We start from the raw sequence: 20390 nt of genomic DNA, 5'->3' as shown, positions 1-20390 counted from the left end.
GGCCAGGCCGTCCGCAGTGCTCTGACTGTCAGCCGCATGCCGCCGTCGGCAGACTCGGGCCTTCCCTGCCGTCGTCGCGTCGGCAGTCGGTGCCCGCGGCTCTCAGTTGCACGAAGGGTATACGGAGCGCGCTGGGCAGAGCGTCGGCCGCCAGATCGGGATGAGCGCGCGATCGCTGGTGGTCGTGCTGACGTTTGATGGATCCGAACGCCGTCAGAGGACCACAGTGGGAGACGTCCATTCCTTCCAGGCGATGTCGTCAGCGACGAACGACTTGGCCTGGACGGCATGACCGCTGGCGCCGGCCCGAGTGGCGTTGAAACAGACAGACCGGCCGGCAGGACGAGTCTCGACGTTGCACTCCTTGCTCGGGAAGGTTTCGTTGCCGGCTTCCCAGGTCCTCGTCGATCCAGCGACAGTCGTCGCCGAGGCGAGGTTGATGATGGTCGCGCCCTGGTAGCTGGTACCGCTCACGACGATGCAGGACTGCGCCTGGACGCCCTGCCGGATCGTCACGGTGGCACCGCAGTGCCAGTTGGAGTTCGTGCCGGTGTACGGATTCCACGGGCCATCGACGGCGCTGGCGGGCGTTGCCGTGAGCAGGGCGATCGCTGGTGCAGCGGCAAACAGGAATGCGGCGACCTTCTTCACATCGTCTCCTAGTTCAGCCTGGGCTTCTGGCATGGGCGTGTCATAGACCGCGGCATCGTAAGAGTGGAATGCTGGTGCCGGTAGGGAGCCTGATGCCCGATGGCTGGTCTTCGACTGCACAAGCAGGGAAGTGGTAGCGGTCGCCGGCAGCGTGCACCCGCAGCCGACTCACTTTGGGGACACGGGGGCTCGGCAAGTGCGCTCGCCACCTCCATGGGGGACCAGGCCGTTGGGCCGTGCCCGAGGATGCGGCTTCCATGGGCTGCTGTGCCTCTCACCTGCGCTGATGGTCGCACTCGTCCGCCGCTGTTCGTCGGCGTTGTCGCGCAGTTAGACACTCACCGCTCAACGACCCTTCACGGGCAGGGCCGTTGTCAGTGGCGGCCTCTAGGGTCTCAAGCGCGCGGCCGGCTTCCGGGGCTCCAGCTTTGAAAAGAATGGTTGCATCCTTGGCCTGTCTGGGGGCGGACCGGATACTCGTCCGGGACCTAACCGACGGTCGGGCTTCGTCGATGGCCAGGAGTGACCTGCCAGCGCCGACCGCGCACCACCTCTCGCACTATGCTCACGCGCGTCCGGGGATCAGCGCGGTTTATTGGACTCTCGCGCCCACGCGTATGGCATGGGCTCGTTCGTGTCCAGCACCCAGGGGTTGGGGTACCTGGCGTGACACCCCGTGCACCGAGCGACGAACGTCCCGATCTCGGGGTTCGTCATGATGCTGTAGTTCGATGACGGCAGCGCGCTCATCACGTAGCCGTTTGCAGTCGTTTCAAGGGCCGGCCACTCGGGTGAGCACTCGCACGGCCTGTCCTTCGCGAACGTCTGATCGCCCGGTGCGTCGTACGTGCTCCGGAGCGTCTTAAAAAGCTTCCTCAGTGCCCCCACGACGTCCCTCTGTAATCCCCTGATGCGTTGAACGCGGCCCCCATGAGGCGATCAGGCTACCGCTGGCGCCGACCCCACCATTCACCCCAACTCCCATCCCGTCTGCCGTCGGCCCACACGTGTGTGGAGCGGGCCCGGTGCTGTGGCTGCTCGGCTTGTCCTGGGTCGATGGCAGGCGGGATGGGAGTTCCCCGCCTCAGCACCGCACCGGCCGGCACTCGCGTCCGGTGCCTCCGCCATCGCGGAGTCGGAGCCCCCCGCCGGAGGCATGTCGGTGACCGTGGGAACCCGGCGGCCGTTGGGGCTCGGACTCATGCCCTTGGGCCTGTCCCGTCTTGCAGGGGCGGGCGTCGGCTCAGCGCGCGCGGAGCGGGTGCGATGAGGTAGAGAAACCTGTAACAGGTCCCTAGAGGTGGATCGTTGCGTCGTCGTGCCGCTGGCTCGGGGGGCAGTTCAAGGCGGGGTCGGACCGCTCCGCTTCGCGGATTCGGCGGATCACGTCTTCGGGGCTGCTGTGGCGAGTGGACCCAGATAGCCCCGCCAGTCGGTTCTCCTGGCCCTCGCCTTCGCTTCCGGCGGCTCGATGCCTGCCGCGCCTTCCGCCAGACACTCAAGGACATGGACGGGATCAAAGCCGACGATTGGACGCCTCGAGAGCTCCGGCACAGCTTCGTGTCCCTGCTCTCCGACGGTGGCGTCCCGCTGGAAGTGATCTCGCGTCTCGTCGGGCACTCCGGGACAGCGGTGACTGAGGAGGTCTACCGGAAGCAGATCAGGCCCGTGATCCAGACCGGGGCCAGCCGTGGTCATGGACGGGATCTTGGGCGCCGACGCGCAGCGGCCGTAGACACGCGGGGAGCGGTAGTCACGCAGATAGACGCGCATGCAGAAACAGGTCAGGTAGGTACGGATATCCGTACCTACCTGACCTGCTGTTTCGGCTGTCGGGGTGGCGGGATTTGAACCCACGACCTCTTCGTCCCGAACGAAGCGCGCTGCCAAGCTGCGCTACACCCCGATGTCGCTGCTTCGGTGCTCCCTCTCGGGTCTCCCTCGCGGCGACATCGCTTACTTTAGCCCACCGGCGCCCAGAGACGAAATCCGGTTCTCGCGGCGCCCCACCGCAGGTCGGAAGCGGTCGGCCGTGACGAGGGCGAGGCCGAGGGCGTAGAAGGCGAGGCCCAGGACCAGGGCGTTGGTGAGGACGGCGGGGTAGCCGTGGGCCGGGACGTCCAGGAAGGGGTAGGGGTAGCGGGTCGGGGTGTCGGGGGAGACGAGGGCGCCGCGGACGAGGGCGAAGGCGAAGTAGGCGGCGGGGGCGGCGAGCCACTGGGCGGCGTGGCGCGGGCGGAGGGCGGCCGGGCGGGTGAGGAGGAGCCAGTCGAGGAGTACGCCCACCGGGGTGACGGTGTGCAGGAGCTGGTTGGCGACGGCCCGGGCGCCGGTGAGGCGGGCGAGGGCGGCGGCCTGGTTGAACTCGCTCGACGCGTTGTCCAGGACCAGGTGGAAGACGAGCCCGACGACCGTGATGCAGAGCAGTACCCCGCCCGTCCACAGCGCCGGCAGCGGTGGCTCGCGCCGCCAGGCCCGGACGGCGCCCAGGCCGAGGACGACGGCCACGGCGGTGTTCGACCAGACGGTGAAGAAGCTGAAGACGACGAGGGGGCTGCCCTCGGCGCACTCGAGCGCGATGCCGGTCGCCGCGGCCAGGGCGATCAGCGCGCGGAGGACGGCGGTGAGGCGATACGGCATGGGCCTCACCGTACGGCCCGAAGGCCGCCGGCGAGGCCCGTACGGGTCCCGGCAGGTTCAGTGGTCCCGGGCCGTCAGCGTCAGCAGCGTCGCCTCCGGCGGGCAGGCGAAGCGGACCGGGGTGTAGCGGTTGGTGCCGCAGCCGGCAGAGACGTGGAGGAACGAGGTGTGGCCGCCGGCCGTGTGGGTGGAGAGGCCCTTCACGCGGTCGGTGTCCAGGTCGCAGTTGGTGACGAGGGCGCCGTAGAAGGGGACGCACAGCTGCCCGCCGTGCGTGTGCCCGGCGAGGACCAGGTCGTAGCCGTCCGCGGTGAAGGAGTCGAGGGCCCGCAGGTAGGGGGCGTGGACCACGCCGAGCGTGAAGTCGGCGTCGCGGTCGGGGCCGCCCGCGACCCGCTCGTAGCGGTCGCGCTTGATGTGCGGGTCGTCGATGCCGGTGAAGGCGAGGTCCAGATCGGGCAGCTTGAGCCGGCCGCGGGTGTTGGTCAGGTTGACCCAGCCGGCCGCGTCGAAGGCGTCCCGCAGGCCCTCCCAGGGGTTGTGCACGACGCCGACCGCCGGCGGGTTGCCGTTCAGGCCGTGCTTGCCCTGCACCTTCTCCTTCAGATAGAGCGCGGGGTTGCGCAGCCGCGGCCCGTAGTAGTCGTTGGAGCCGAAGACGTACACCCCCGGGAACTCCATCAGCGGCCCGAGCGCGTCGAGCACCTCCGGCACCGCCTCCGTGTCGGAGAGGTTGTCGCCGGTGTTCACGACGAAGTCGGGGCGCAGCCCGGCGAGCGACTGCAGCCAGGCGCGCTTCTTGCTCTGGCCGGACACCATGTGGATGTCGGAGACCTGGAGAACCCGCAGGTCACGCATGCCGCGGGGGAGCACCGGGATGGTCACCCGGCGCAGTCGGAAGGAGCGGGCTTCGAAGCCCGCCGCGTAGACGAGTCCGGCCGCGGCCGTCGCCGCGAGACCGGCCGTGATCTTCAGGGGGATCCCGTACCGTGCGCGCATCCCCTTATCGTCGCAGACCCGGTGAGCCGAAATGCGTGGGCGGTCCGGGCCCGGCACCTGACACACTTGACCCCATGACCACGCTCAAGGCCAAGCTCCAGGACGACCTCAACGCCGCGATCAAGGGACGCGACGAGCTGCGCTCCTCGACCCTGCGGATGACCATCGCCGCGATCCAGAAGGAGGAGGTCGCCGGCAAGACCAAGCGCGAGCTCTCCGAGGACGAGGTGCAGAAGGTGATCGCCAAGGAGGCGAAGAAGCGCCGCGAGGCCGCCGACGCCTTCACCCAGGGCGGTCGCGCCGAGTCCGCCGAGCGCGAGCTGGCCGAGGGCGAGATCCTCGACGCGTACCTGCCCAAGCAGCTGAGCGACGAGGAGCTGGAGGCCGTCGTGGCCGGCGCCGTCGCGGAGGCCAAGGCCGGCGGCGCCGAGGGGCCGCGCGCGATGGGCGCCGTCATGAAGATCGTGAACCCGAAGGTCGCGGGCCTGGCGGACGGCGGCCGTGTCGCCGCCGCCGTGAAGAAGCTGCTCGCCGGCTGACGCACCAGCGCTGACGCACCAGCACGGACGAGGGCGCCCCTCCCGGACCGGATCCGGGAGGGGCGCCCTCGTTCATGGCCGGGTACGGCGCTACCGGCCGTTGCCGCCTCGGTGGCCGCGGCCCGTCGTCCCGCCGATCATGTTCGGCGGGAGGGTGACGCCGCCGGGGAGCGTGGTGCCCGGACCGTCGCCCGGCTTGTTGTCGGGCTTCTTGGCCGGGTCCTTCGTCTTGTCCTCGGGGTTCGCGCCGCGCGGCACGTCCACCGGGACGAAGCTCGGGATCTGACCGGACTCCAGCGCGCCGGTCATGGCGATCCGCCAGATCGGGCCGGGCAGGCAGCCACCGCAGACCTTGTCGTAGTACTGGCCGCCGATGGTGATGTCGTACATCGAGCGCTTCTCGCCGACGTCGTCACCGACCCACACCGCCGTGGACAGGTTCGGCGTGTAGCCGACGAACCAGGCGTCCTTGCGGTCGTTGGTGGTACCGGTCTTGCCTGCGTTGTCGCGGTCGCTCAGACCGGCGCGGGTACCGGTGCCGTCCTCGACGACGCCCTTCAGCATCTGGTTGACGGTGTCGGCGGTCTTCTCGCTCATCGCGCGCGAGCACTCGGTCTGCGGGACCTTCAGCTTCTCGCCGGCCGCCGTCGTGATCGACTCGATGATGACGGGCGTGCAGTACGTGCCGCGGTTGGCGAAGGTCGCGTAGACCGAGGCCATGTCGAGCGGGGTCGCCTCCTGGCCGCCGAGGGTGATGGAGGGCAGCTCCTTGAGCTTCTTGCCGAGCTCGCGCTCGTACCCCATCTTCTGCGCCATGGTGACCGTGTCGCACAGACCCGTCATCTGCTCCAGCTGCGCGAAGTACGTGTTGATGGACTTGCCGAGCGCGCTGGTCATGTCCCAGCTGCCGGCCTCGGACTGCATCTCGTTCTGCGGGTCCCAGGTGCCGCTGCCGGCCGGGCCGCCCGCGCAGGTGGTGTACGAGCTCATCGGCACCGAGATCTTCCACGGCGTCGTGAACGACTGGGCCGGGCTCAGGCCCTTCTCCAGGGCCGCGGCCGCCGTGATCGGCTTGAACGTCGAACCGACCTGGAAGCCGTAGGTCGTTCCGCCCATCTTCTTGCCGACGGACAGGTTCAGCGTCGTCTGGTGCAGCTTCTGGTCGAGGCCGTACGGGCGGGACTGGCCCATCGAGACGATCTTGCCGGTGCCGGGCTGGACCTGGACCACCGCGGCGGCGACCGGGTCGTCGTTGTCGACCTTGGCGATCGCGGCCTCGTTGGCGGCGGCCTGCGCGCGCGGGTCGAGGGTGGTCCTGATGGTCAGACCGCCCAGGTTCCACAGCTTCTGGCGCTCCTCGGCGGTCTTGCCGAAGACCGGGTCGTTGAGGATCGTCTTGCGGACGTAGTCGCAGAAGAAGCCGGCGCCGTCGACGGCGGTGATGCAGCCGTTCTTCGGCGACTTCACCTTCAGCTTGATCGGGGTGGCCTTCGCCTTGTCGGCCTCGGCCTGACTGATGTCCTTCACGTCGGCCATGCGCTGCAGCACGATGTTGCGGCGCTTGGTGGCCTCCTGGATGTCGTTCACCGGGTCGAAGCGACTCGGCGACTGCACCAGACCGGCCATCATGGCGGACTCGGGGAGGGTCAGGTCGGCGGCGTGCTTGGAGAAGTAGCGCTGCGAGGCGGCCTCGATGCCGTACGCCTGCTGCCCGAAGAACGTGATGTTGAGGTAGTTCTCCAGGATCTTCTTCTTGCCCAGCTCCTCCTCGACCTGGATCGCGAACTTCAGCTCGCGCACCTTGCGGCCCATGGTCTGCTGGGTGGCGAGCGCGACCTTCTCCGGGTCGTCGCCGGCCTCCTCGACGAAGACGTTCTTCACGTACTGCTGGGTGAGCGTGGACGCGCCCTGCGCGACCCCGCCCGACTGCGCGTTGCGGTTGATGGCGCGCAGCACGCCCTTGAGGTCGATGGCGCCGTGCTCGTAGAAGCGCGAGTCCTCGATGGCGACGATCGCCTTCTGCATGTACGGCGAGATCTTGTCGATCGGCACGACCTTGCGGTCTCGCGAGTACACGGTGGCGATGTGGCCGCCGTCGGAGTCGAGGATCGTCGTCCGCTGACTCAGCGGGGGCGTCTTCAGGTTGGACGGGATCTCGTCGAACCCCTCGACCGTGCCCTTGGCGGCCAGCCCGAGCACCCCGGCCGCGGGCAGGGCGATGCCCGCCAGCACGGCTCCGGAGAGCACACTGACACCGAGGAACTTGGCGGCTTGCTGGGTCCGGGTGAGACCACCGCCCGAGCGCTTCTTTGCCATGGGGGCAGCCTAATCCGTAGTGATGAGCGATCCGCAGACGCAGGGGCTTCTCGGAGCGTTCGAGTACCAGACCGTGACATCCAGGTGCAGCCGGGCCGTGGAGGCCTCAACGTGGATCGGTGCGGGGTCCGGTCAGGGTGGTGGCGGCCAGGCGGGCGCTGAAGGGAATGTCTTCGAAGGACCGGGTCCTGGAGGCCTCATCTTCGCTTGCCGCGGCAACGGCAGCCCGACCAGCCGAGACGCCTTGCCCGCAGTGACGGAGGCAGACGATCATGCGCGCATGAGACCCGAAGCGCAGACGTTCGTCGCCGACGGCCCGCTCCCCGACTGGGACTCGACCGAAGAAGAGATCGACAGGCGTTACGACCAGCTCTGCGCGATCGCCAGGCCGGTCACGGGAGAGGAAGCGAAGGCGCTCGTCTCCTGCTTCGGCCCGGACGACTGCTACGGCGTCGCCTGGACGCTCCTGCACCTCATCGAGACCGGCCCCAACCCCGTCCTGGCCGCCGACCCCGGACCGGACGCCAACGAGTGGCACCAGCGGCTCTACCTCCGCGCCGTGAACGGAGGACTCGTCCCCTGAACTTGACGGCATAGCAACGTGAGGCGTCTACGTTCTCATTCGCCGGACACACGTATATGCCTTGGCCTAAGCTGCTCCCAACTGTCACAGCAGTGGGGTCCCGCATCAAGACCCGTGCGTGACATCCGCGTGAAAACCGGCCATGACCGGCCTGATCGGCGTGAGATTCCGCGTACCCGAAGCGCGGGAAGTTCATGCCTGAATCCGACTCATGTCCGAAAAGAGAGCTATGTCCTTCGATCACTCCCCTGGGTGATCTCGCAGGCACGCATAGTCCGTTCGGGCCATTCAAGATTGGGCCCGAAGGGGGTGTTGCGCTGTCGCCACCTTCCGTAACGTCCCAACTGGCAGCGGTGAATATGCCGCTACCGCCGTGGGGGAGCCTCGATTCGGGAGAGGACGGCGCCGGTATGGGCTGGGTAGCTGACTGGAGTGCGCAGGCGGCCTGCCGCACTACCGATCCGGATGAACTTTTCGTGCAGGGCGCGGCACAGAACAGGGCGAAGGCGGTGTGCACCGGATGCCCGGTGCGGACCGAGTGCCTCGCCGACGCCCTCGACAACCGGGTGGAGTTCGGCGTGTGGGGCGGCATGACGGAGCGCGAGCGACGCGCCCTGCTGCGCCGACGGCCGACCGTCACCTCGTGGCGCCGGCTCCTGGAGACCGCGCGCACGGAGTACGAGCGGGGAGCGGGCCTGCTGCCCGTCGCGATGGACGACGACGCGACGTACGAGACGTACGCGGCGGTGTCCTAGCCCCGCAGGGGCCAGGACAGGGCCGGAAGTAGGGCTACGGCCGCGGTATGCGGCCGGCCGTCAGACGATCACCGATGGCGCGCAGTCCGTCGAGATCGTGGACGTCACCGGGCAGGGCGGCCACTTCGGCGACCGCCACCTCGGGATGAAGCGCGGTGAAGCGATCGCGCGTGCGCTGCTCACGCGCGAGCACCTGCATCCGCTCGGCGTGCAGTCGGAGCAGGCCGGCGGTGAGCTCCCTGATGTCGGGGTGCTCGACGTCCTGGGCATCTGCGTCCGGGTCGGCTGTGGGGGCAGCCTGGGGATCGGACGGCTGGGGCGGTACGGCGGCGGTGGCGAGGTCTGACGACTCGGGAGAGGTGGCCAAGGGGCCACGCCCAGTAGTCTTCCCGACCCCCTGATCCACAATGCGGCCCTCGTCAAGATTTTCTGCGGCGGCCCGCGCCCGCTCGGCCGACAGCCGGGCGGCGCCGCTGCCATGGACCCGGTTGAGGACGAGACCGGCCAGCGGCATCTCCTCCGCGGCCAGCCGCTCCACGAAGTACGCCGCCTCGCGCAGCGCGTCCCGCTCCGGCGTGGCGACCACGAGGAAGGCCGTGCCCGGCGCCTGGAGCAGCTTGTACGTGGCGTCCGCGCGGGTCCGGAAGCCGCCGAACATCGTGTCCATCGCGGCCACGAACGTCTGCACGTCCTTCAGGAACTGACCCCCGAGCAGCTTCCCCAGCGTGCCCGTCATCATCGACATGCCGACGTTCAGGAACTTCATCCCGGCCCGGCCGCCGACCTTCGCCGGGGCCATGAGCAGCTTGATGAACTTCCCGTCCAGGAAGGACCCGAGCCGCTTCGGCGCGTCCAGGAAGTCGAGGGCCGACCGGGACGGGGGCGTGTCGACCACGATCAGGTCCCACTCGTCCCGGGCCCGCAGCTGGCCCAGCTTCTCCATCGCCATGTACTCCTGCGTGCCGGCGAAGCCGGCCGACAGGGACTGGTAGAAGGGGTTCTCCAGAATCGCCCGGGCCCGGTCGGCGTCCGCGTGCGCCTCGACGATCTCGTCGAAGGTCCGCTTCATGTCGAGCATCATCGCGTGCAGTTCACCGCCGTCGCTGCCCTTGATGCCGTCCACCTTGCGCGGCACGTTGTCGAGCGAGTCGATGCCCATCGACTGGGCGAGCCGGCGTGCCGGGTCGATGGTGAGCACCACCACCCGCCGGCCGCGCTCGGCCGCCCGGACGCCGAGCGCCGCCGCGGTCGTCGTCTTGCCGACGCCGCCCGCGCCGCAGCACACGATGATGCGGGTGGCCCGGTCGTCGAGCAGCGGGTCGAGTTCCAGGACGGGCGCGACGTCGAGCCCGCCCTGGACCCCGCTCCCCGCCCCGGCCGCCGCCCCGTGCTTCGTCCCGCTCTCCCCGGTCGCCGTCACGCGCCCACCCCTTGTCCCCGCAGCTCCTTCGCCAGCCGGTACAGGCCGGCGATGTCCGCCCCGTCCCCCAGGAAGGGGAGTTCGTACGTCGGCAACCCGATGCCGTTCAGCGCCTCGCGCTGGGCGCGCTCCAGCTCCACCCGCTGGGCGTGCTCCGCGGCCTGCTCCAGGAGCGGTTCGACCAGGCGCGTACCGCCCTTGATGCCGGCGGACGCCAGCGCCCCCGCGACGGCCTCCCGGTGGTCGCCGGAGGCGGCCCGTACCGCCGCCTCGTCCAGGACGTGCGGGCGGACCATGTTCACGATGGCGTGGCCGACGGGCAGTCCGGCCTCGCGCAGCTCCGCGACGCCGTCCGCGGTCTCCTGGACCGGCATCTCCTCCAGGAGGGTCACCAGATGCACCGCCGTGTCCGGGGACTTGAGGAAGCGCATGATCGCCTGGGCCTGGTTGTGTATCGGGCCGATCCTGGCGAGCCCGGCCACCTCGTCGTTGACGTTGAGGAAGCGGGTGACGCGGCCGGTCGGCGGCGCGTCCATCACCACGTAGTCGTACGTGAACCCGCCGTGCTTCTCGCGGCGGCGCACCGCCTCGCACGCCTTGCCGGTCAGCAGCACGTCCCGGACGCCCGGCGCTATGGTCGTCGCGAAGTCGATCGCGCCGAGCTTCTTCAGGGCCCGGCCCGCGCCGCCCAGTTTGTAGAACATCTGGAGGTAGTCGAGGAGGGCGCGCTCGGCGTCGATGGCCAGCGCGAACACCTCGCCGCCGCCCGGCGCGACGGCGATCTTGCGTTCCTCGTACGGCAGCGCCTCCGTCTCGAAGAGCTGCGCGATCCCCTGCCTGCCCTCCACCTCGACCAGGAGGGTCCGCTTGCCCTCGGTGGCGAGGGCGAGCGCGAGTGCGGCGGCGACCGTCGTCTTACCGGTACCGCCCTTGCCGCTGACGACCTGGAGCCTGCTCACGCCTTCGAGCCTAACCACTGGCGGCCCGGACCAATCAGAGGGCCGCCCCGGAGAAGCCCCGGAGTCAGCCCCTACGGGAAATGGGCCCGGGGGAACGGGACGCTCCGCCGCAGCGGCTACAGTCGGCTCATGACCAAGTGGGAGTACGCGACTGTGCCGCTTCTGGTGCACGCGACGAAGCAGATTCTTGACACCTGGGGCGAGGACGGCTGGGAGCTCGTCCAGGTCGTGCCCGGGCCCAACCCCGAGCAGCTCGTGGCCTACCTGAAGCGGGAGAAGTCCTGATGAGCGGGGCCGTCGAGGCGAAGCTCGCCGAACTGGGCCTGACCCTGCCGGACGTCGTGCCGCCGCTCGCCGCGTACCAGCCGGCCGTGCAGTCGGGCGTGTACGTCTACACGTCGGGCCAGCTCCCGATGGTCGGCGGCAAGCTCCCGGTGACCGGCAAGGTCGGCGCCGAGGTGACGCCCGAGCAGGCCAAGGAGCTCGCCGCCACCTGCGCGCTCAACGCGCTCGCGGCCGTGAAGTCGGTCGCCGGTGACCTGGACCGGATCAAGCGGGTCGTGAAGGTCGTCGGCTTCGTCGCCTCCGCCCCCGACTTCACCGGCCAGCCCGGCGTCGTCAACGGCGCCAGCGAGCTGCTCGGCGCCGTCCTCGGCGACAAGGGCGTGCACGCCCGCAGCGCCGTCGGTGTCGCGGTCCTCCCGATCGACGCCCCCGTCGAGGTCGAGGTCCAGGTCGAGCTCGTCCAGGACTGAGCCCCCGCGGCCGTTCCACGAAGCCGGTTCCTCCCGTCGGGGAGAAACCGGCTCTCGTGCATTTCGATGCTTGCGCATAGCATCCGGCCATGTCGAATGGTCAGTCGAACGGCTCGAATGGTCAGTGGTACCCACCGGAGTGGCCGGACCGCATCCGCGCCCTCGCCGCCGGTGAGCTCGTCCCCGCGACACCCAAGCGGGCCGCCACCGTGCTGCTCCTGAAGGACGGCCCGGACGGCCCCCTCGTCCACATGCTGCGCCGCCGCGCCTCCATGGCCTTCGCGGGCGGCGCGTACGCCTACCCCGGCGGCGGTGTCGATCCGCGCGACGAGCACCCGGTGCGCTGGGCGGGCCCGTCCCGCGAGGAGTGGGCGGCCCGGCTCGGCCTCGCCGGCCCGGCCGAGGCGCAGGCCGTCGTCTGCGCCGCCGTCCGGGAGACGTACGAGGAGGCGGGCGTCCTGCTCGCGGGCCAGACGCCGGACTCGGTCGTCGGCGACACCACCGGCGACGACTGGGAGAAGGACCGGGAGGCGCTCGTCGCCCGCGAGCTCTCCTTCGCCGACTTCCTGGACCGTCGCGGGCTGGTGCTGCGCTCCGACCTGCTGGGCGCGTGGGCCCGCTGGATCACGCCCGAGTTCGAGCCGCGGCGCTACGACACCTGGTTCTTCGTGGCGGCGCTCCCGGCCGGCCAGCGCACCCGCAACGCCTCCACCGAGGCCGACCGCACCGTCTGGATCCGCCCGGCGGACGCCGCGGCCGGCTACGACCGGGGCGAGCTGACGATGATGCCGCCGACCATCTCCACCCTGCGCGCCCTGCAGCGGCACGGCACGGCCGCCGGGGCCCTCGCCGCGGCGCCGGAGCAGGACCTGGTCCCCGTGCTCGCGCAGGCGCGGCTCGACGGCGACGAGGTGATCCTGAGCTGGCCGGGGCACGACGAGTTCACCAAGCACGTTCCCTCGCGGACGCCCGGGGCGGGACGCGCGCCGGGGCGCGAGGGCGAGGGAGGAACGGCATGAGCGACGCCCACGCCCTTCCGGGGCAGCCGCGCGGGGCCGTGGTCTCCGGGCCGGCGACCGTGCGCGCGGTCAACGTCCTGGCGCCGAACCCCTCCGCGATGACCCTGGACGGCACCAACACCTGGATCGTCGCCGAGCCGGACGCCGACCTCGCCGTCGTCATCGACCCCGGCCCGCTCGACGAGGGCCATCTGCGGCGCGTCGTGGAGGCCGCCGAGAAGCTCGGCAAGCGGATCGGGCTCACCCTGCTCACCCACGGCCACCCGGACCACGCGGAGGGCGCGGCGCGCTTCGCCGAGCTGACCCGGACCTCGGTGCGGGCGCTCGACCCGGCGCTGCGGCTCGGCGACGAGGGCCTCGCCGCCGGCGACGTGATCACCACCGGCGGGCTGGAGCTCAGGGTCGTACCGACGCCCGGCCACACCTCCGACTCGCTCTGCTTCCACCTGCCGGCCGACCGCGCGGTGCTGACCGGCGACACCATCCTGGGGCGCGGCACGACGATGGTGGCCCATCCGGACGGGCGGCTCGGCGACTACCTGGACTCGCTGCGGCGGCTGCGCTCGCTCACCGTCGACGACGGCGTCCACACGGTGCTGCCGGGCCACGGGCCGGTCCTGGAGGACGCGCAGGGGGCCGTGGAGTTCTATCTGGCGCACCGCGCGAGCAGGCTCGCCCAGGTGGAGACCGCCGTGGAGGCCGGCTACCGGACGGCTCCCGAGGTGGTGGCGCACGTGTACGCGGACGTGGACCGCTCGCTGTGGCCGGCGGCGGAGCTGTCCGTACGGGCGCAGCTGGACTATCTGCGGGAGCACGGCCTGATCTGACGGAACCCCGGAACCCCAGGGCTACGGCGCGTGTCTTACGCTCCGCTTACATTCGGCCGTAGCTCCCGGGGGGAAGCCCGTGTTCGTCATAGCCATCCTGTTGGTCATCACCGCGGCGGTGCTCTACTTCATAGGCCGCTCGAACGACTCCCGCGGTCTCAAGCTGGGCGGGCTCGGCGCGCTGATCGCCGGTCTGTTCTCGCTGGTCGCGAGCATGACGTACGTCGTCAGCGCGTACGAGGTCGGCGTCCCGGTCGCCTTCGGCAAGGTCGGGACGCCGCTGTCGTCCGGTCTGCACGTGGTGTCGCCGTTCACCAGCGTGACGACCTTCTCCACCCGCCCGGTGGACCTCAACCTCTCCGACAAGGACGTGGTCGAGGTGCGTTCCTCGCAGGGCGGCGTGATGTACGTCGAGATCACCGTGAAGTGGGCGGTCCACCAGTCGCAGGCCGTCGAGCTCTACAAGCTGGCCGGCAGCGAGGACGCCATCCAGCAGCGGCTCGTCTACCCGGACAGCCGCGAGATCGTCCGCAACGTCTTCGCCAAGCACACGAGCGAGGAGGGGTACGCCTCCGACCGCGAGGGGATCAACTCCGAGATCGCGACCCTGATCAAGCAGCGGCTCGCCCCGCGCGGCATCCAGGTCACCACGGTCAACCTGCGCAACGTGAAGCCGTCGAACGCCCTGCAGGACCAGATCGACCGCAAGATCCAGCAGCAGCAGGCCACCGAGCGCGCCCTGGAGGCCGCCCGCACCGCGAAGGCCGAGGCCGACCGGCGCCGCATCGAGGCCGAGGGCATCGCCCGCGCCAACAAGATCCTCAACGACTCGCTGACCGACAAGGTCCTGATGAACCAGTGCATCGACGCCTACCGGGAGGCTTCGGCGAAGAACCCGGTCTACGCGGTGCCCTGCGGCGGCGGCAGCTCGAACCCGCTGATCGTGGACGGTTCGAAGCGCTAGGACCGTGGAGACGCGGAAGGGGGCCGCCCGGATCGACCGGGCGGCCCCCTTCTCGTGCGTGCGGGAGCCGCGGCTCCGCTCAGCGCGAGCGCTTCGCGAGGCGCTCCACGTCGAGCAGGATCACGGCACGGGCCTCCAGACGCAGCCAGCCGCGCTGGGCGAAGTCGGCGAGCGCCTTGTTGACCGTCTCGCGGGAGGCGCCGACGAGCTGCGCCAGCTCCTCCTGGGTGAGGTCGTGGACGACGTGGATGCCCTCCTCCGACTGCACGCCGAAGCGGCGCGACAGGTCGAGGAGCGCGCGGGCGACACGGCCCGGAACGTCGGAGAAGACCAGGTCGGACATCTGGTCGTTGGTCTTGCGCAGGCGGCGGGCGACGGCGCGCAGCAGGGCGCTGGCCACCTCCGGGCGCGCGTTCAGCCAGGGCTGGAGGTCGCCGTGGCCGAGGCCGAGCAGCTTGACCTCGGTCAGCGCGGTCGCGGTAGCGGTGCGCGGGCCCGGGTCGAACAGGGACAGCTCGCCGATCAGCTCGCCGGGGCCGAGGACCGCCAGCATGTTCTCGCGGCCGTCGGGCGAGGTGCGGTGCAGCTTGACCTTGCCCTCGGTGACCACGTAGAGCCGGTCGCCCGGGTCGCCCTCGTGGAACAGTGCGTCGCCACGGGCGAGCGTCGCCTCACTCATCGAGGCGCGCAGCTCGGCGGCCTGCTCGTCGTCGAGCGCCGCGAACAGCGGCGCGCGTCGCAGAACGTCGTCCACGAGTTCTCTCCTATGTCGACCTGAGGTGCGATCAATCACAACAAGTTTGACTCACCGGCGGGCCTTTCCGTACGTCAGGGGCCCGATTGGGTCGTGATCGGGTGCGCGCGGGGCGGATGTCGGCCCCGGCCCCTAGGCTGGCCGGGTGTCCAACTCGCCGGTGAGAGCACAGGCCAAGGGGGCTGGAAGAGTGCGGGACGAAGGTAATTCCGCCGTGGGCGAACACGGCGTGTCGAAACGGGCGAATGCGACTAAACGCGCATCGCGGGGCGCGGCTGGCACGTCGAAGAAGACGACGGCGGCCACGAAGAAGGCGACGGCGGGTGAGGCGGCCGCCGCCTCGAAGACGGCTGCCGAGAAGCCTGCTGCGAAGGCTGCCGCGAAGAAGGCCACCGCGAAGGCCGCAGCCAAGCCCGCCGCGCGGCCCGAGTCGCACCTCGCCATGGTCCGCCGGGCCCGGAAGATCAACCGGGAGCTCGCCGAGGTCTATCCGTACGCCCATCCCGAGCTCGACTTCCGCAATCCGTTCGAGCTCCTGGTCGCCACGGTCCTGTCCGCCCAGACCACCGACCTGCGGGTCAACCAGACCACCCCGGCGCTCTTCGCCGCGTACCCGACCCCCGAGGACCTGGCCGCCGCCGTCCCCGAGGAGGTCGAGGAGCTGATCAGGCCGACCGGGTTCTTCCGCGCCAAGACCAAGTCGATCATGGGCCTGGCCGCCGCCCTCCGGGACGACTTCGGGGGCGAGGTCCCCGGCCGCCTGGAGGACCTGGTCAAGCTGCCCGGAGTGGGCCGCAAGACCGCCTTCGTCGTGCTCGGCAACGCCTTCGGCGTGCCCGGCATCACCGTCGACACGCACTTCATGCGCCTCGCGCGGCGCTGGAAGTGGACCGAGTCCGACGACCCCGTGAAGATCGAGGCCGAGGTCGCCGGGATCTTCCCGAAGAGTGACTGGACGATGCTCTCGCACCGGGTGATCTTCCACGGCCGCCGCATCTGCCACGCCCGCAAGCCCGCGTGCGGCGCCTGCCCGATCACCCACCTGTGCCCTTCGTACGGGGAGGGCGAGACCGACCCGGAGAAGGCGCAAAAGCTCCTGAAGTACGAGAAGGGCGGCTTCCCGGGCCAGCGGCTCAACCCGCCCCCGGACTACCCGGGGCAGCCGGCGCCCCCGCTGGGCGCGAGCCCGGCCGGCGGCCGGGGCCCGGGCTCGTGAGGGAACGAACGACGACTCCGACGGCGTTGTGAACACGGGGGTGCCTATGACGCGCACTGGTGAAGAGATCCACGGAGAAGAGCTCCGCGGCGGCGGAGGCCTGCTCAGCCGGGCCGGGCTGCCCGACTGGCTGGGCCCGGTCGACCGGGCGGCGCGCACGGTCGAGCCCGAGCAGCTGAGCCGCTTCCTGCCGCCCGAGGACGGCGCGGGGCGGCAGTCCGCCGTGCTCGTCCTCTTCGGCGAGGGAGAGCGCGGCCCCGAGCTGCTCCTGATGGAGCGCTCCGGCAGCCTCCGCTCCCACGCCGGCCAGCCGTCCTTCCCCGGCGGCGCCCTGGACCCCGAGGACGGCGACCCGGCCGACGACGGCCTGCTGCGGGCCGCGCTGCGCGAGGCCCGGGAGGAGACCGGGCTCGACCCGGCCGGCGTCCAGCTCTTCGGCGTGCTGCCCCGGCTCTACATCCCGGTCAGCGGCTTCGTCGTCACCCCCGTGCTCGGCTGGTGGCGCGCCCCCAGCCCGGTCGGGGTCGTCGACCCCGCCGAGACCGCCCGGGTCTTCACCGTCCCCGTGGCGGATCTCACGGACCCCGCGAACCGCGCCATGGCCGTCCACCCGCTCGGCCACGAAGGCCCCGCGTTCCTGGTCGCATCGGCACTGGTCTGGGGTTTTACCGCCGGTGTGATCGACCGGCTGCTGCACTACGCGGGCTGGGAGCGGCCCTGGGACCGGTCCAGGAAGGTCCCGCTCGACTGGAGGGCATGACAGGCTGGCCCCCGGGGCGATTGAAGACGAATCTGCGAGGCTCTTGACGGTGAACGTGCTGGACATCCTGTTGCTGCTCCTCGCCGTGTGGTTCGCGATCATCGGCTACCGCCAGGGCTTCGTGGTCGGCATCCTCTCGGTGATCGGCTTCCTCGGCGGCGGTCTCGTCGCCGTTCTGCTGCTGCCGGTCATCTGGAACCAGCTGACCGACCACAGCGAGGTCTCCACGGTGGCCACCGGCGTCTTCGTGATGGTGGTCATCGTCTGCGCCTCCGTCGGTCAGGCCTTCACCACCCACCTGGGCAGCAAGCTGCGCCGGCACATCACCTGGACGCCGGCCCGCGCCCTGGACGCCACCGGCGGCGCGCTGGTGAACGTCGTCGCGATGCTCCTGGTGGCCTGGCTGATCGGCTCCGCGCTCGCCGGCACCGTGATGCCCACCATCGGCAAGCAGGTCCGCAACTCCAAGGTGCTGCTCGGCGTCTCCCGGGTGATGCCGGATCAGGCGCCCGGCTGGTTCTCCGACTTCACCTCGGCGCTCGCCCAGAACGGCTTCCCGCAGGTCTTCAGCCCCTTCGCCAACGAGCCCATCACCGAGGTCAGGCCGCCGGACCCGGCGCTCGCCGGCAGCCCCGTCGCCGACCGCGCCCGGCGCTCCATCGTCAAGGTCGTCGGCACCGCGCCCAGCTGCGGCAAGGTCCTCGAAGGCACCGGCTTCGTCTTCGCCGACCGCCGGGTGATGACCAACGCCCATGTCGTCGGCGGCGTCGACGAGCCGACCGTGCAGATCGGCGGCGAGGGCAAGCTCCACGACGCCAAGGTCGTGCTCTACGACTGGAAGCGCGACATCGCCGTCCTCGACGTGCCCGACCTGGACGCCCGGCCGCTCCAGTTCACCGACCATGACGCGAGCAGCGGCGACAACGCCATCGTGGCCGGCTTCCCGGAGAACGGCTCGTACGACGTCCGCTCCGCCCGCGTCCGCGGCCGGATCGCCGCCAACGGGCCCGACATCTACCACCGCGGCGAGGTGCGCAGGGACGTGTACTCGCTCTACACGACGGTCCGCCAGGGCAACTCCGGCGGCCCGCTGCTCACCGAGGACGGCAAGGTCTCCGGCGTGATCTTCGCCCGCTCCCTGGACGACGCCAGCACCGGCTACGCGCTCACGGTCGACGAGATCCAGCACGACATCGCCCAGGGCCGCGCGGCCAACCAGCAGGTCGACAGCCAGGGCTGCGCACTCTAGGAACCGTCCGGCGGACCAGGGCCGGACAGGCCCTGGGAGCGGATCAGAGTCGGACGGGTCCCGGGATGTCCCGGCGGTGATGTGACGTACGGGACCGGTGGCTACGTACGGGTGTGGCGCAGCCGGGCCGAGACCCAGCGGGCGCGGCGGCGCAGGATACGCGAGATCCCCACGGCCGGCGCCGAGCGCGCGTGGCCCTGGTCCTGCGTCCCGCCCCGCTCCGGGGCTCCGGAGCCGCCCATCGAGCGGCGGTCGCGTGCTGTGTCACCGTAGTCGTGCGTCCAGCCCATACCGGGACGTGTGCCCGGGGCCCAAGGTCGGTAACCGCCCCGGGGCCCGCCAATTGGCGTATGCGCGAGGCACATGGCAGTTCGGCGGACGCCTGTGCGCCGCCACGGGCCGGACGCCCGCCCGACGGCCCGTCACCGATCGGCCGGGGGCCGGTCAGCTCCCGCCCGACGGCCCGTCATTGACCGGTCCGGGGTCCCGGCAGCGCTCCTGCCGCAACCCTTGAGGGCCCGTCAGCGGTCCGGCTCGGGGTCCTTCAGCCAGTTGACGAGCTCCGTGGTGAACGCGACCGGGTCCTCCTCGTGCGGGAAGTGCCCGAGCCCGTCGAAGAGCCGCCAGCGGTACGGGGCCTCCACGTACTCCCCGGAGCCCGCCGCGCTGCGGGTGCGCATCACCGGGTCGAGCGAGCCGTGCAGATGCAGCGTGGGCACCCGCACCGGCCGCTTCATGCGCCGGTTGAACTGGATGCCGTCGGGCCGCGCCAGGGAGCGCACCATCCAGCGGTACGGCTCGATCGAGCAGTGCGCGGTCGACGGGATGCACATGGCCCGCCGGTAGACCGCCAGGGCCTCCTCGTCGGCGGCCGAGCGGGGGTGCGGGCCCGACCACTCCTCGATCAGCTTCCCCACGAGCGCCGCGTCGTCCGCGACGAGCTGACGCTCCGGCAGCCAGGGCCGCTGGAAGCCCCACACGTGCGAACCGGCGCGTGACTGGGAGAAGTCGGAGAGCATCGCCGAGCGCCAGCGGCGCGGGTGCGGCATCGAGGAGACCACCAGCCGGCGCACCAGCTTGGGCCGCATGACGGCGGCCGTCCAGGCGAGATAGCCGCCCAGGTCGTGGCCGACGAGCGCCGCGTCCGGCTCGCCCAGCGAGCGGACCACGCCGGTGATGTCGAGGGCCAGGTTGGCCGGGTCGTAACCGCGCGGCGTCCGGTCGCTGCCGCCCACGCCCCGCAGGTCCATCGCCACGGCCCGGAAACCGGCCTCGGCGAGCGCCGGCAGCTGGTGGCGCCAGGTCCACCAGAACTGCGGGAAGCCGTGGAGCAGCAGCACGAGCGGGCCGTCACCCATCTCGGCGATGTGGAAACGGGCGCCGTTGGCGGCCACGTCGCGGTGGGTCCACGGTCCGTCGATGCGGACCGGGCCTCCGCCGTTGGCGTTGCTGCTCTCAGGGACGGTCATGCGGACGAGCGTGCCACAGTCTCGCCCTTGTCCAGGGCGAGCCGCTCCGCGGGGGCGGGCTCGGGGCGCGGGTGCGGCTTGACGTTCTCCATGATCGCCGCGGTCTGCTTGATCGAGGCCAGCGACTTGGACTGCTCCGGCGCCTTGATCTTCTTGAACTTGCGGACCGCGATCAGCACGAACACCGTCGCGACCAGGACGTTCGCGGCGAAGGAGAGCAGGAAGCACCAGACCATGTTCCAGCCGCCGTTGCCGTTGTGCCCGCCGGTCCAGGTGTTGATGGCGTAGGCGAGCGCGAAGCTGAGCAGCGGCAGCGAGAAGAGCAGCACCACGCCCGCGGCGATGCCGGCCGCGCCGCCGATCGCCCCGCGCTTGACGTCCTGCCTGAGCTCGGCCTTGGCCAGGGCGATCTCGTCGTGCACCAGTGCGGACATCTCGGCGGTCGCCGAGGCGACCAGCTGGCCGAGGCTGCGCTCGGTTCCGTCGAACGGGTCGCTCATGGCTGCTCCCTCTTC

The 20390-nt window shown here is 70.8% G+C and carries 22 protein-coding genes and 1 tRNA gene; 12 read left to right on the top strand and 11 right to left on the bottom strand.

The features are described from left to right. Positions 1 to 213: 213 nt before the first annotated feature. Positions 214 to 684 carry a hypothetical protein gene (locus tag ACFYU9_RS21455; protein WP_389345717.1) on the bottom strand — a complete coding sequence of 157 codons (471 nt, stop codon included), beginning with the start codon at positions 682 to 684 and terminating at the stop codon, positions 214 to 216. Positions 685 to 2157: 1473 nt separating this feature from the next. Between ACFYU9_RS21455 and ACFYU9_RS21450 the strand changes: the two genes are divergently transcribed. Next, positions 2158 to 2502 (top strand): hypothetical protein, encoded by a 345-nt coding sequence (locus ACFYU9_RS21450; RefSeq protein WP_389345716.1) that lies wholly within the window; start codon positions 2158 to 2160, stop codon positions 2500 to 2502. On the opposite strand, the gene ACFYU9_RS21445 is transcribed toward ACFYU9_RS21450, so the two are convergent. The 3 genes from ACFYU9_RS21445 to ACFYU9_RS21435 form a co-directional block, all read right to left on the bottom strand. Then, a tRNA-Pro gene (locus tag ACFYU9_RS21445) sits at positions 2484 to 2557 on the bottom strand. The two genes, ACFYU9_RS21450 and ACFYU9_RS21445, sit on opposite strands and share 19 nt — an antisense overlap. Before the next feature lie 50 nt (positions 2558 to 2607). After that, positions 2608 to 3291 carry a Pr6Pr family membrane protein gene (locus tag ACFYU9_RS21440; RefSeq protein ID WP_389211210.1) on the bottom strand — a complete coding sequence of 228 codons (684 nt, stop codon included), beginning with the start codon at positions 3289 to 3291 and terminating at the stop codon, positions 2608 to 2610. A 57-nt stretch (positions 3292 to 3348) separates the two neighbouring features. Then, positions 3349 to 4290: a metallophosphoesterase gene (locus ACFYU9_RS21435; RefSeq protein WP_389345715.1), complete on the bottom strand. Its 942-nt coding sequence runs from the start codon at positions 4288 to 4290 to the stop codon at positions 3349 to 3351. A gap of 74 nt (positions 4291 to 4364) precedes the next feature. Here ACFYU9_RS21435 and ACFYU9_RS21430 point away from each other — a divergent pair, with 74 nt between their 5' ends. Next, positions 4365 to 4829 carry a GatB/YqeY domain-containing protein gene (locus ACFYU9_RS21430; RefSeq protein WP_389211214.1) on the top strand — a complete coding sequence of 155 codons (465 nt, stop codon included), beginning with the start codon at positions 4365 to 4367 and terminating at the stop codon, positions 4827 to 4829. Between the two features lie 90 nt (positions 4830 to 4919). Here ACFYU9_RS21430 and ACFYU9_RS21425 read toward each other — a convergent pair whose 3' ends face one another. Beyond that, positions 4920 to 7145, bottom strand: a complete 2226-nt coding sequence (locus tag ACFYU9_RS21425; RefSeq protein WP_389345714.1) for a transglycosylase domain-containing protein — start codon at positions 7143 to 7145, stop codon at positions 4920 to 4922. 280 nt (positions 7146 to 7425) lie between these two features. Between ACFYU9_RS21425 and ACFYU9_RS21420 the strand changes: the two genes are divergently transcribed. Together ACFYU9_RS21420 and ACFYU9_RS21415 are read left to right on the top strand one after the other, a co-directional pair. After that, positions 7426 to 7728, top strand: a complete 303-nt coding sequence (locus ACFYU9_RS21420; protein WP_389345713.1) for a hypothetical protein — start codon at positions 7426 to 7428, stop codon at positions 7726 to 7728. Between the two features lie 410 nt (positions 7729 to 8138). Then, positions 8139 to 8483, top strand: a complete 345-nt coding sequence (locus tag ACFYU9_RS21415) for a WhiB family transcriptional regulator (protein ID WP_389211220.1) — start codon at positions 8139 to 8141, stop codon at positions 8481 to 8483. 34 nt (positions 8484 to 8517) lie between these two features. On the opposite strand, the gene ACFYU9_RS21410 is transcribed toward ACFYU9_RS21415, so the two are convergent. Beyond that, positions 8518 to 9813 (bottom strand): ArsA family ATPase, encoded by a 1296-nt coding sequence (locus tag ACFYU9_RS21410; RefSeq protein ID WP_389211511.1) that lies wholly within the window; start codon positions 9811 to 9813, stop codon positions 8518 to 8520. Positions 9814 to 9899: 86 nt separating this feature from the next. Beyond that, entirely contained in the window at positions 9900 to 10862 is a 963-nt protein-coding gene (locus ACFYU9_RS21405; RefSeq protein WP_389211222.1) for an ArsA family ATPase, read from the bottom strand. Between the two features lie 129 nt (positions 10863 to 10991). On the opposite strand from ACFYU9_RS21405, the gene ACFYU9_RS21400 reads away from it, so the two are divergent. The 5 genes from ACFYU9_RS21400 to ACFYU9_RS21380 all read left to right on the top strand — a co-directional run bounded on the left by ACFYU9_RS21400 (position 10992) and on the right by ACFYU9_RS21380 (position 14427). Further along, complete coding sequence (locus tag ACFYU9_RS21400) at positions 10992 to 11147, top strand: DUF4177 domain-containing protein (protein WP_176101022.1); 156 nt, start codon at positions 10992 to 10994, stop codon at positions 11145 to 11147. Continuing rightward, positions 11147 to 11617 (top strand): RidA family protein, encoded by a 471-nt coding sequence (locus ACFYU9_RS21395; RefSeq protein WP_389211223.1) that lies wholly within the window; start codon positions 11147 to 11149, stop codon positions 11615 to 11617. The genes ACFYU9_RS21400 and ACFYU9_RS21395 overlap by 1 nt, the downstream gene beginning before the upstream one ends. Before the next feature lie 89 nt (positions 11618 to 11706). Beyond that, entirely contained in the window at positions 11707 to 12636 is a 930-nt protein-coding gene (locus ACFYU9_RS21390) for an NUDIX hydrolase (protein ID WP_389345712.1), read from the top strand. Continuing rightward, positions 12633 to 13463: an MBL fold metallo-hydrolase gene (locus tag ACFYU9_RS21385; protein WP_389345711.1), complete on the top strand. Its 831-nt coding sequence runs from the start codon at positions 12633 to 12635 to the stop codon at positions 13461 to 13463. The genes ACFYU9_RS21390 and ACFYU9_RS21385 overlap by 4 nt, the downstream gene beginning before the upstream one ends. A 79-nt stretch (positions 13464 to 13542) precedes the next feature. Then, the gene (locus ACFYU9_RS21380) at positions 13543 to 14427 is read left to right on the top strand and encodes a prohibitin family protein (RefSeq protein WP_389211228.1); all 885 of its coding nucleotides are present in this window, start codon (positions 13543 to 13545) and stop codon (positions 14425 to 14427) included. A gap of 79 nt (positions 14428 to 14506) precedes the next feature. Here the strand turns inward: ACFYU9_RS21380 and ACFYU9_RS21375 are convergent, their stop codons facing one another. Continuing rightward, positions 14507 to 15181: a Crp/Fnr family transcriptional regulator gene (locus tag ACFYU9_RS21375; protein WP_046910193.1), complete on the bottom strand. Its 675-nt coding sequence runs from the start codon at positions 15179 to 15181 to the stop codon at positions 14507 to 14509. 214 nt (positions 15182 to 15395) lie between these two features. On the opposite strand from ACFYU9_RS21375, the gene nth reads away from it, so the two are divergent. Genes nth through ACFYU9_RS21360 form a run of 3 tightly spaced genes read left to right on the top strand, consistent with a single transcriptional unit; the run spans position 15396 to position 18406 of the window. After that, complete coding sequence (gene nth / locus ACFYU9_RS21370) at positions 15396 to 16397, top strand: endonuclease III (protein ID WP_389211230.1); 1002 nt, start codon at positions 15396 to 15398, stop codon at positions 16395 to 16397. Positions 16398 to 16443: 46 nt separating this feature from the next. Further along, complete coding sequence (locus tag ACFYU9_RS21365) at positions 16444 to 17157, top strand: NUDIX hydrolase (protein ID WP_389211232.1); 714 nt, start codon at positions 16444 to 16446, stop codon at positions 17155 to 17157. Positions 17158 to 17206: 49 nt separating this feature from the next. Then, positions 17207 to 18406: a MarP family serine protease gene (locus tag ACFYU9_RS21360; RefSeq protein WP_389211234.1), complete on the top strand. Its 1200-nt coding sequence runs from the start codon at positions 17207 to 17209 to the stop codon at positions 18404 to 18406. Between the two features lie 101 nt (positions 18407 to 18507). On the opposite strand, the gene ACFYU9_RS21355 is transcribed toward ACFYU9_RS21360, so the two are convergent. From ACFYU9_RS21355 to ACFYU9_RS21345, 3 genes are all read right to left on the bottom strand, one after another. After that, positions 18508 to 18696, bottom strand: a complete 189-nt coding sequence (locus tag ACFYU9_RS21355) for a hypothetical protein (protein WP_389211235.1) — start codon at positions 18694 to 18696, stop codon at positions 18508 to 18510. Between the two features lie 231 nt (positions 18697 to 18927). Continuing rightward, the gene (locus ACFYU9_RS21350; protein ID WP_389211236.1) at positions 18928 to 19875 is read right to left on the bottom strand and encodes an alpha/beta fold hydrolase; all 948 of its coding nucleotides are present in this window, start codon (positions 19873 to 19875) and stop codon (positions 18928 to 18930) included. Then, on the bottom strand, positions 19872 to 20375 hold the full coding sequence (locus ACFYU9_RS21345) for a phage holin family protein (RefSeq protein WP_389345710.1): 504 nt from the start codon (positions 20373 to 20375) through the stop codon (positions 19872 to 19874). The genes ACFYU9_RS21350 and ACFYU9_RS21345 overlap by 4 nt, the downstream gene beginning before the upstream one ends. Positions 20376 to 20390 lie beyond the last annotated feature (15 nt).

Origin of the sequence: Streptomyces sp. NPDC004327 (assembly GCF_042873935.1) — a bacterium.
In the GTDB taxonomy this organism is placed as follows: domain Bacteria; phylum Actinomycetota; class Actinomycetes; order Streptomycetales; family Streptomycetaceae; genus Streptomyces.
Note: the sequence above shows the minus strand (reverse complement) of the source record. Positions and strands in the feature narration are given on the sequence as shown.

Coding starts and splice junctions, on each gene's coding strand:
- ACFYU9_RS21455 (WP_389345717.1), bottom strand. CDS start 684: ATGCCAGAAGCCCAGGCTGAACTAGGAGACGATGTGAAGAAGGTCGCC.
- ACFYU9_RS21450 (WP_389345716.1), top strand. CDS start 2,158: ATGGACGGGATCAAAGCCGACGATTGGACGCCTCGAGAGCTCCGGCAC.
- ACFYU9_RS21440 (WP_389211210.1), bottom strand. CDS start 3,291: ATGCCGTATCGCCTCACCGCCGTCCTCCGCGCGCTGATCGCCCTGGCC.
- ACFYU9_RS21435 (WP_389345715.1), bottom strand. CDS start 4,290: ATGCGCGCACGGTACGGGATCCCCCTGAAGATCACGGCCGGTCTCGCG.
- ACFYU9_RS21430 (WP_389211214.1), top strand. CDS start 4,365: ATGACCACGCTCAAGGCCAAGCTCCAGGACGACCTCAACGCCGCGATC.
- ACFYU9_RS21425 (WP_389345714.1), bottom strand. CDS start 7,145: ATGGCAAAGAAGCGCTCGGGCGGTGGTCTCACCCGGACCCAGCAAGCC.
- ACFYU9_RS21420 (WP_389345713.1), top strand. CDS start 7,426: ATGAGACCCGAAGCGCAGACGTTCGTCGCCGACGGCCCGCTCCCCGAC.
- ACFYU9_RS21415 (WP_389211220.1), top strand. CDS start 8,139: ATGGGCTGGGTAGCTGACTGGAGTGCGCAGGCGGCCTGCCGCACTACC.
- ACFYU9_RS21400 (WP_176101022.1), top strand. CDS start 10,992: ATGACCAAGTGGGAGTACGCGACTGTGCCGCTTCTGGTGCACGCGACG.
- ACFYU9_RS21395 (WP_389211223.1), top strand. CDS start 11,147: ATGAGCGGGGCCGTCGAGGCGAAGCTCGCCGAACTGGGCCTGACCCTG.
- ACFYU9_RS21390 (WP_389345712.1), top strand. CDS start 11,707: ATGTCGAATGGTCAGTCGAACGGCTCGAATGGTCAGTGGTACCCACCG.
- ACFYU9_RS21385 (WP_389345711.1), top strand. CDS start 12,633: ATGAGCGACGCCCACGCCCTTCCGGGGCAGCCGCGCGGGGCCGTGGTC.
- ACFYU9_RS21365 (WP_389211232.1), top strand. CDS start 16,444: ATGACGCGCACTGGTGAAGAGATCCACGGAGAAGAGCTCCGCGGCGGC.
- ACFYU9_RS21355 (WP_389211235.1), bottom strand. CDS start 18,696: ATGGGCTGGACGCACGACTACGGTGACACAGCACGCGACCGCCGCTCG.
- ACFYU9_RS21350 (WP_389211236.1), bottom strand. CDS start 19,875: ATGACCGTCCCTGAGAGCAGCAACGCCAACGGCGGAGGCCCGGTCCGC.
- ACFYU9_RS21345 (WP_389345710.1), bottom strand. CDS start 20,375: ATGAGCGACCCGTTCGACGGAACCGAGCGCAGCCTCGGCCAGCTGGTC.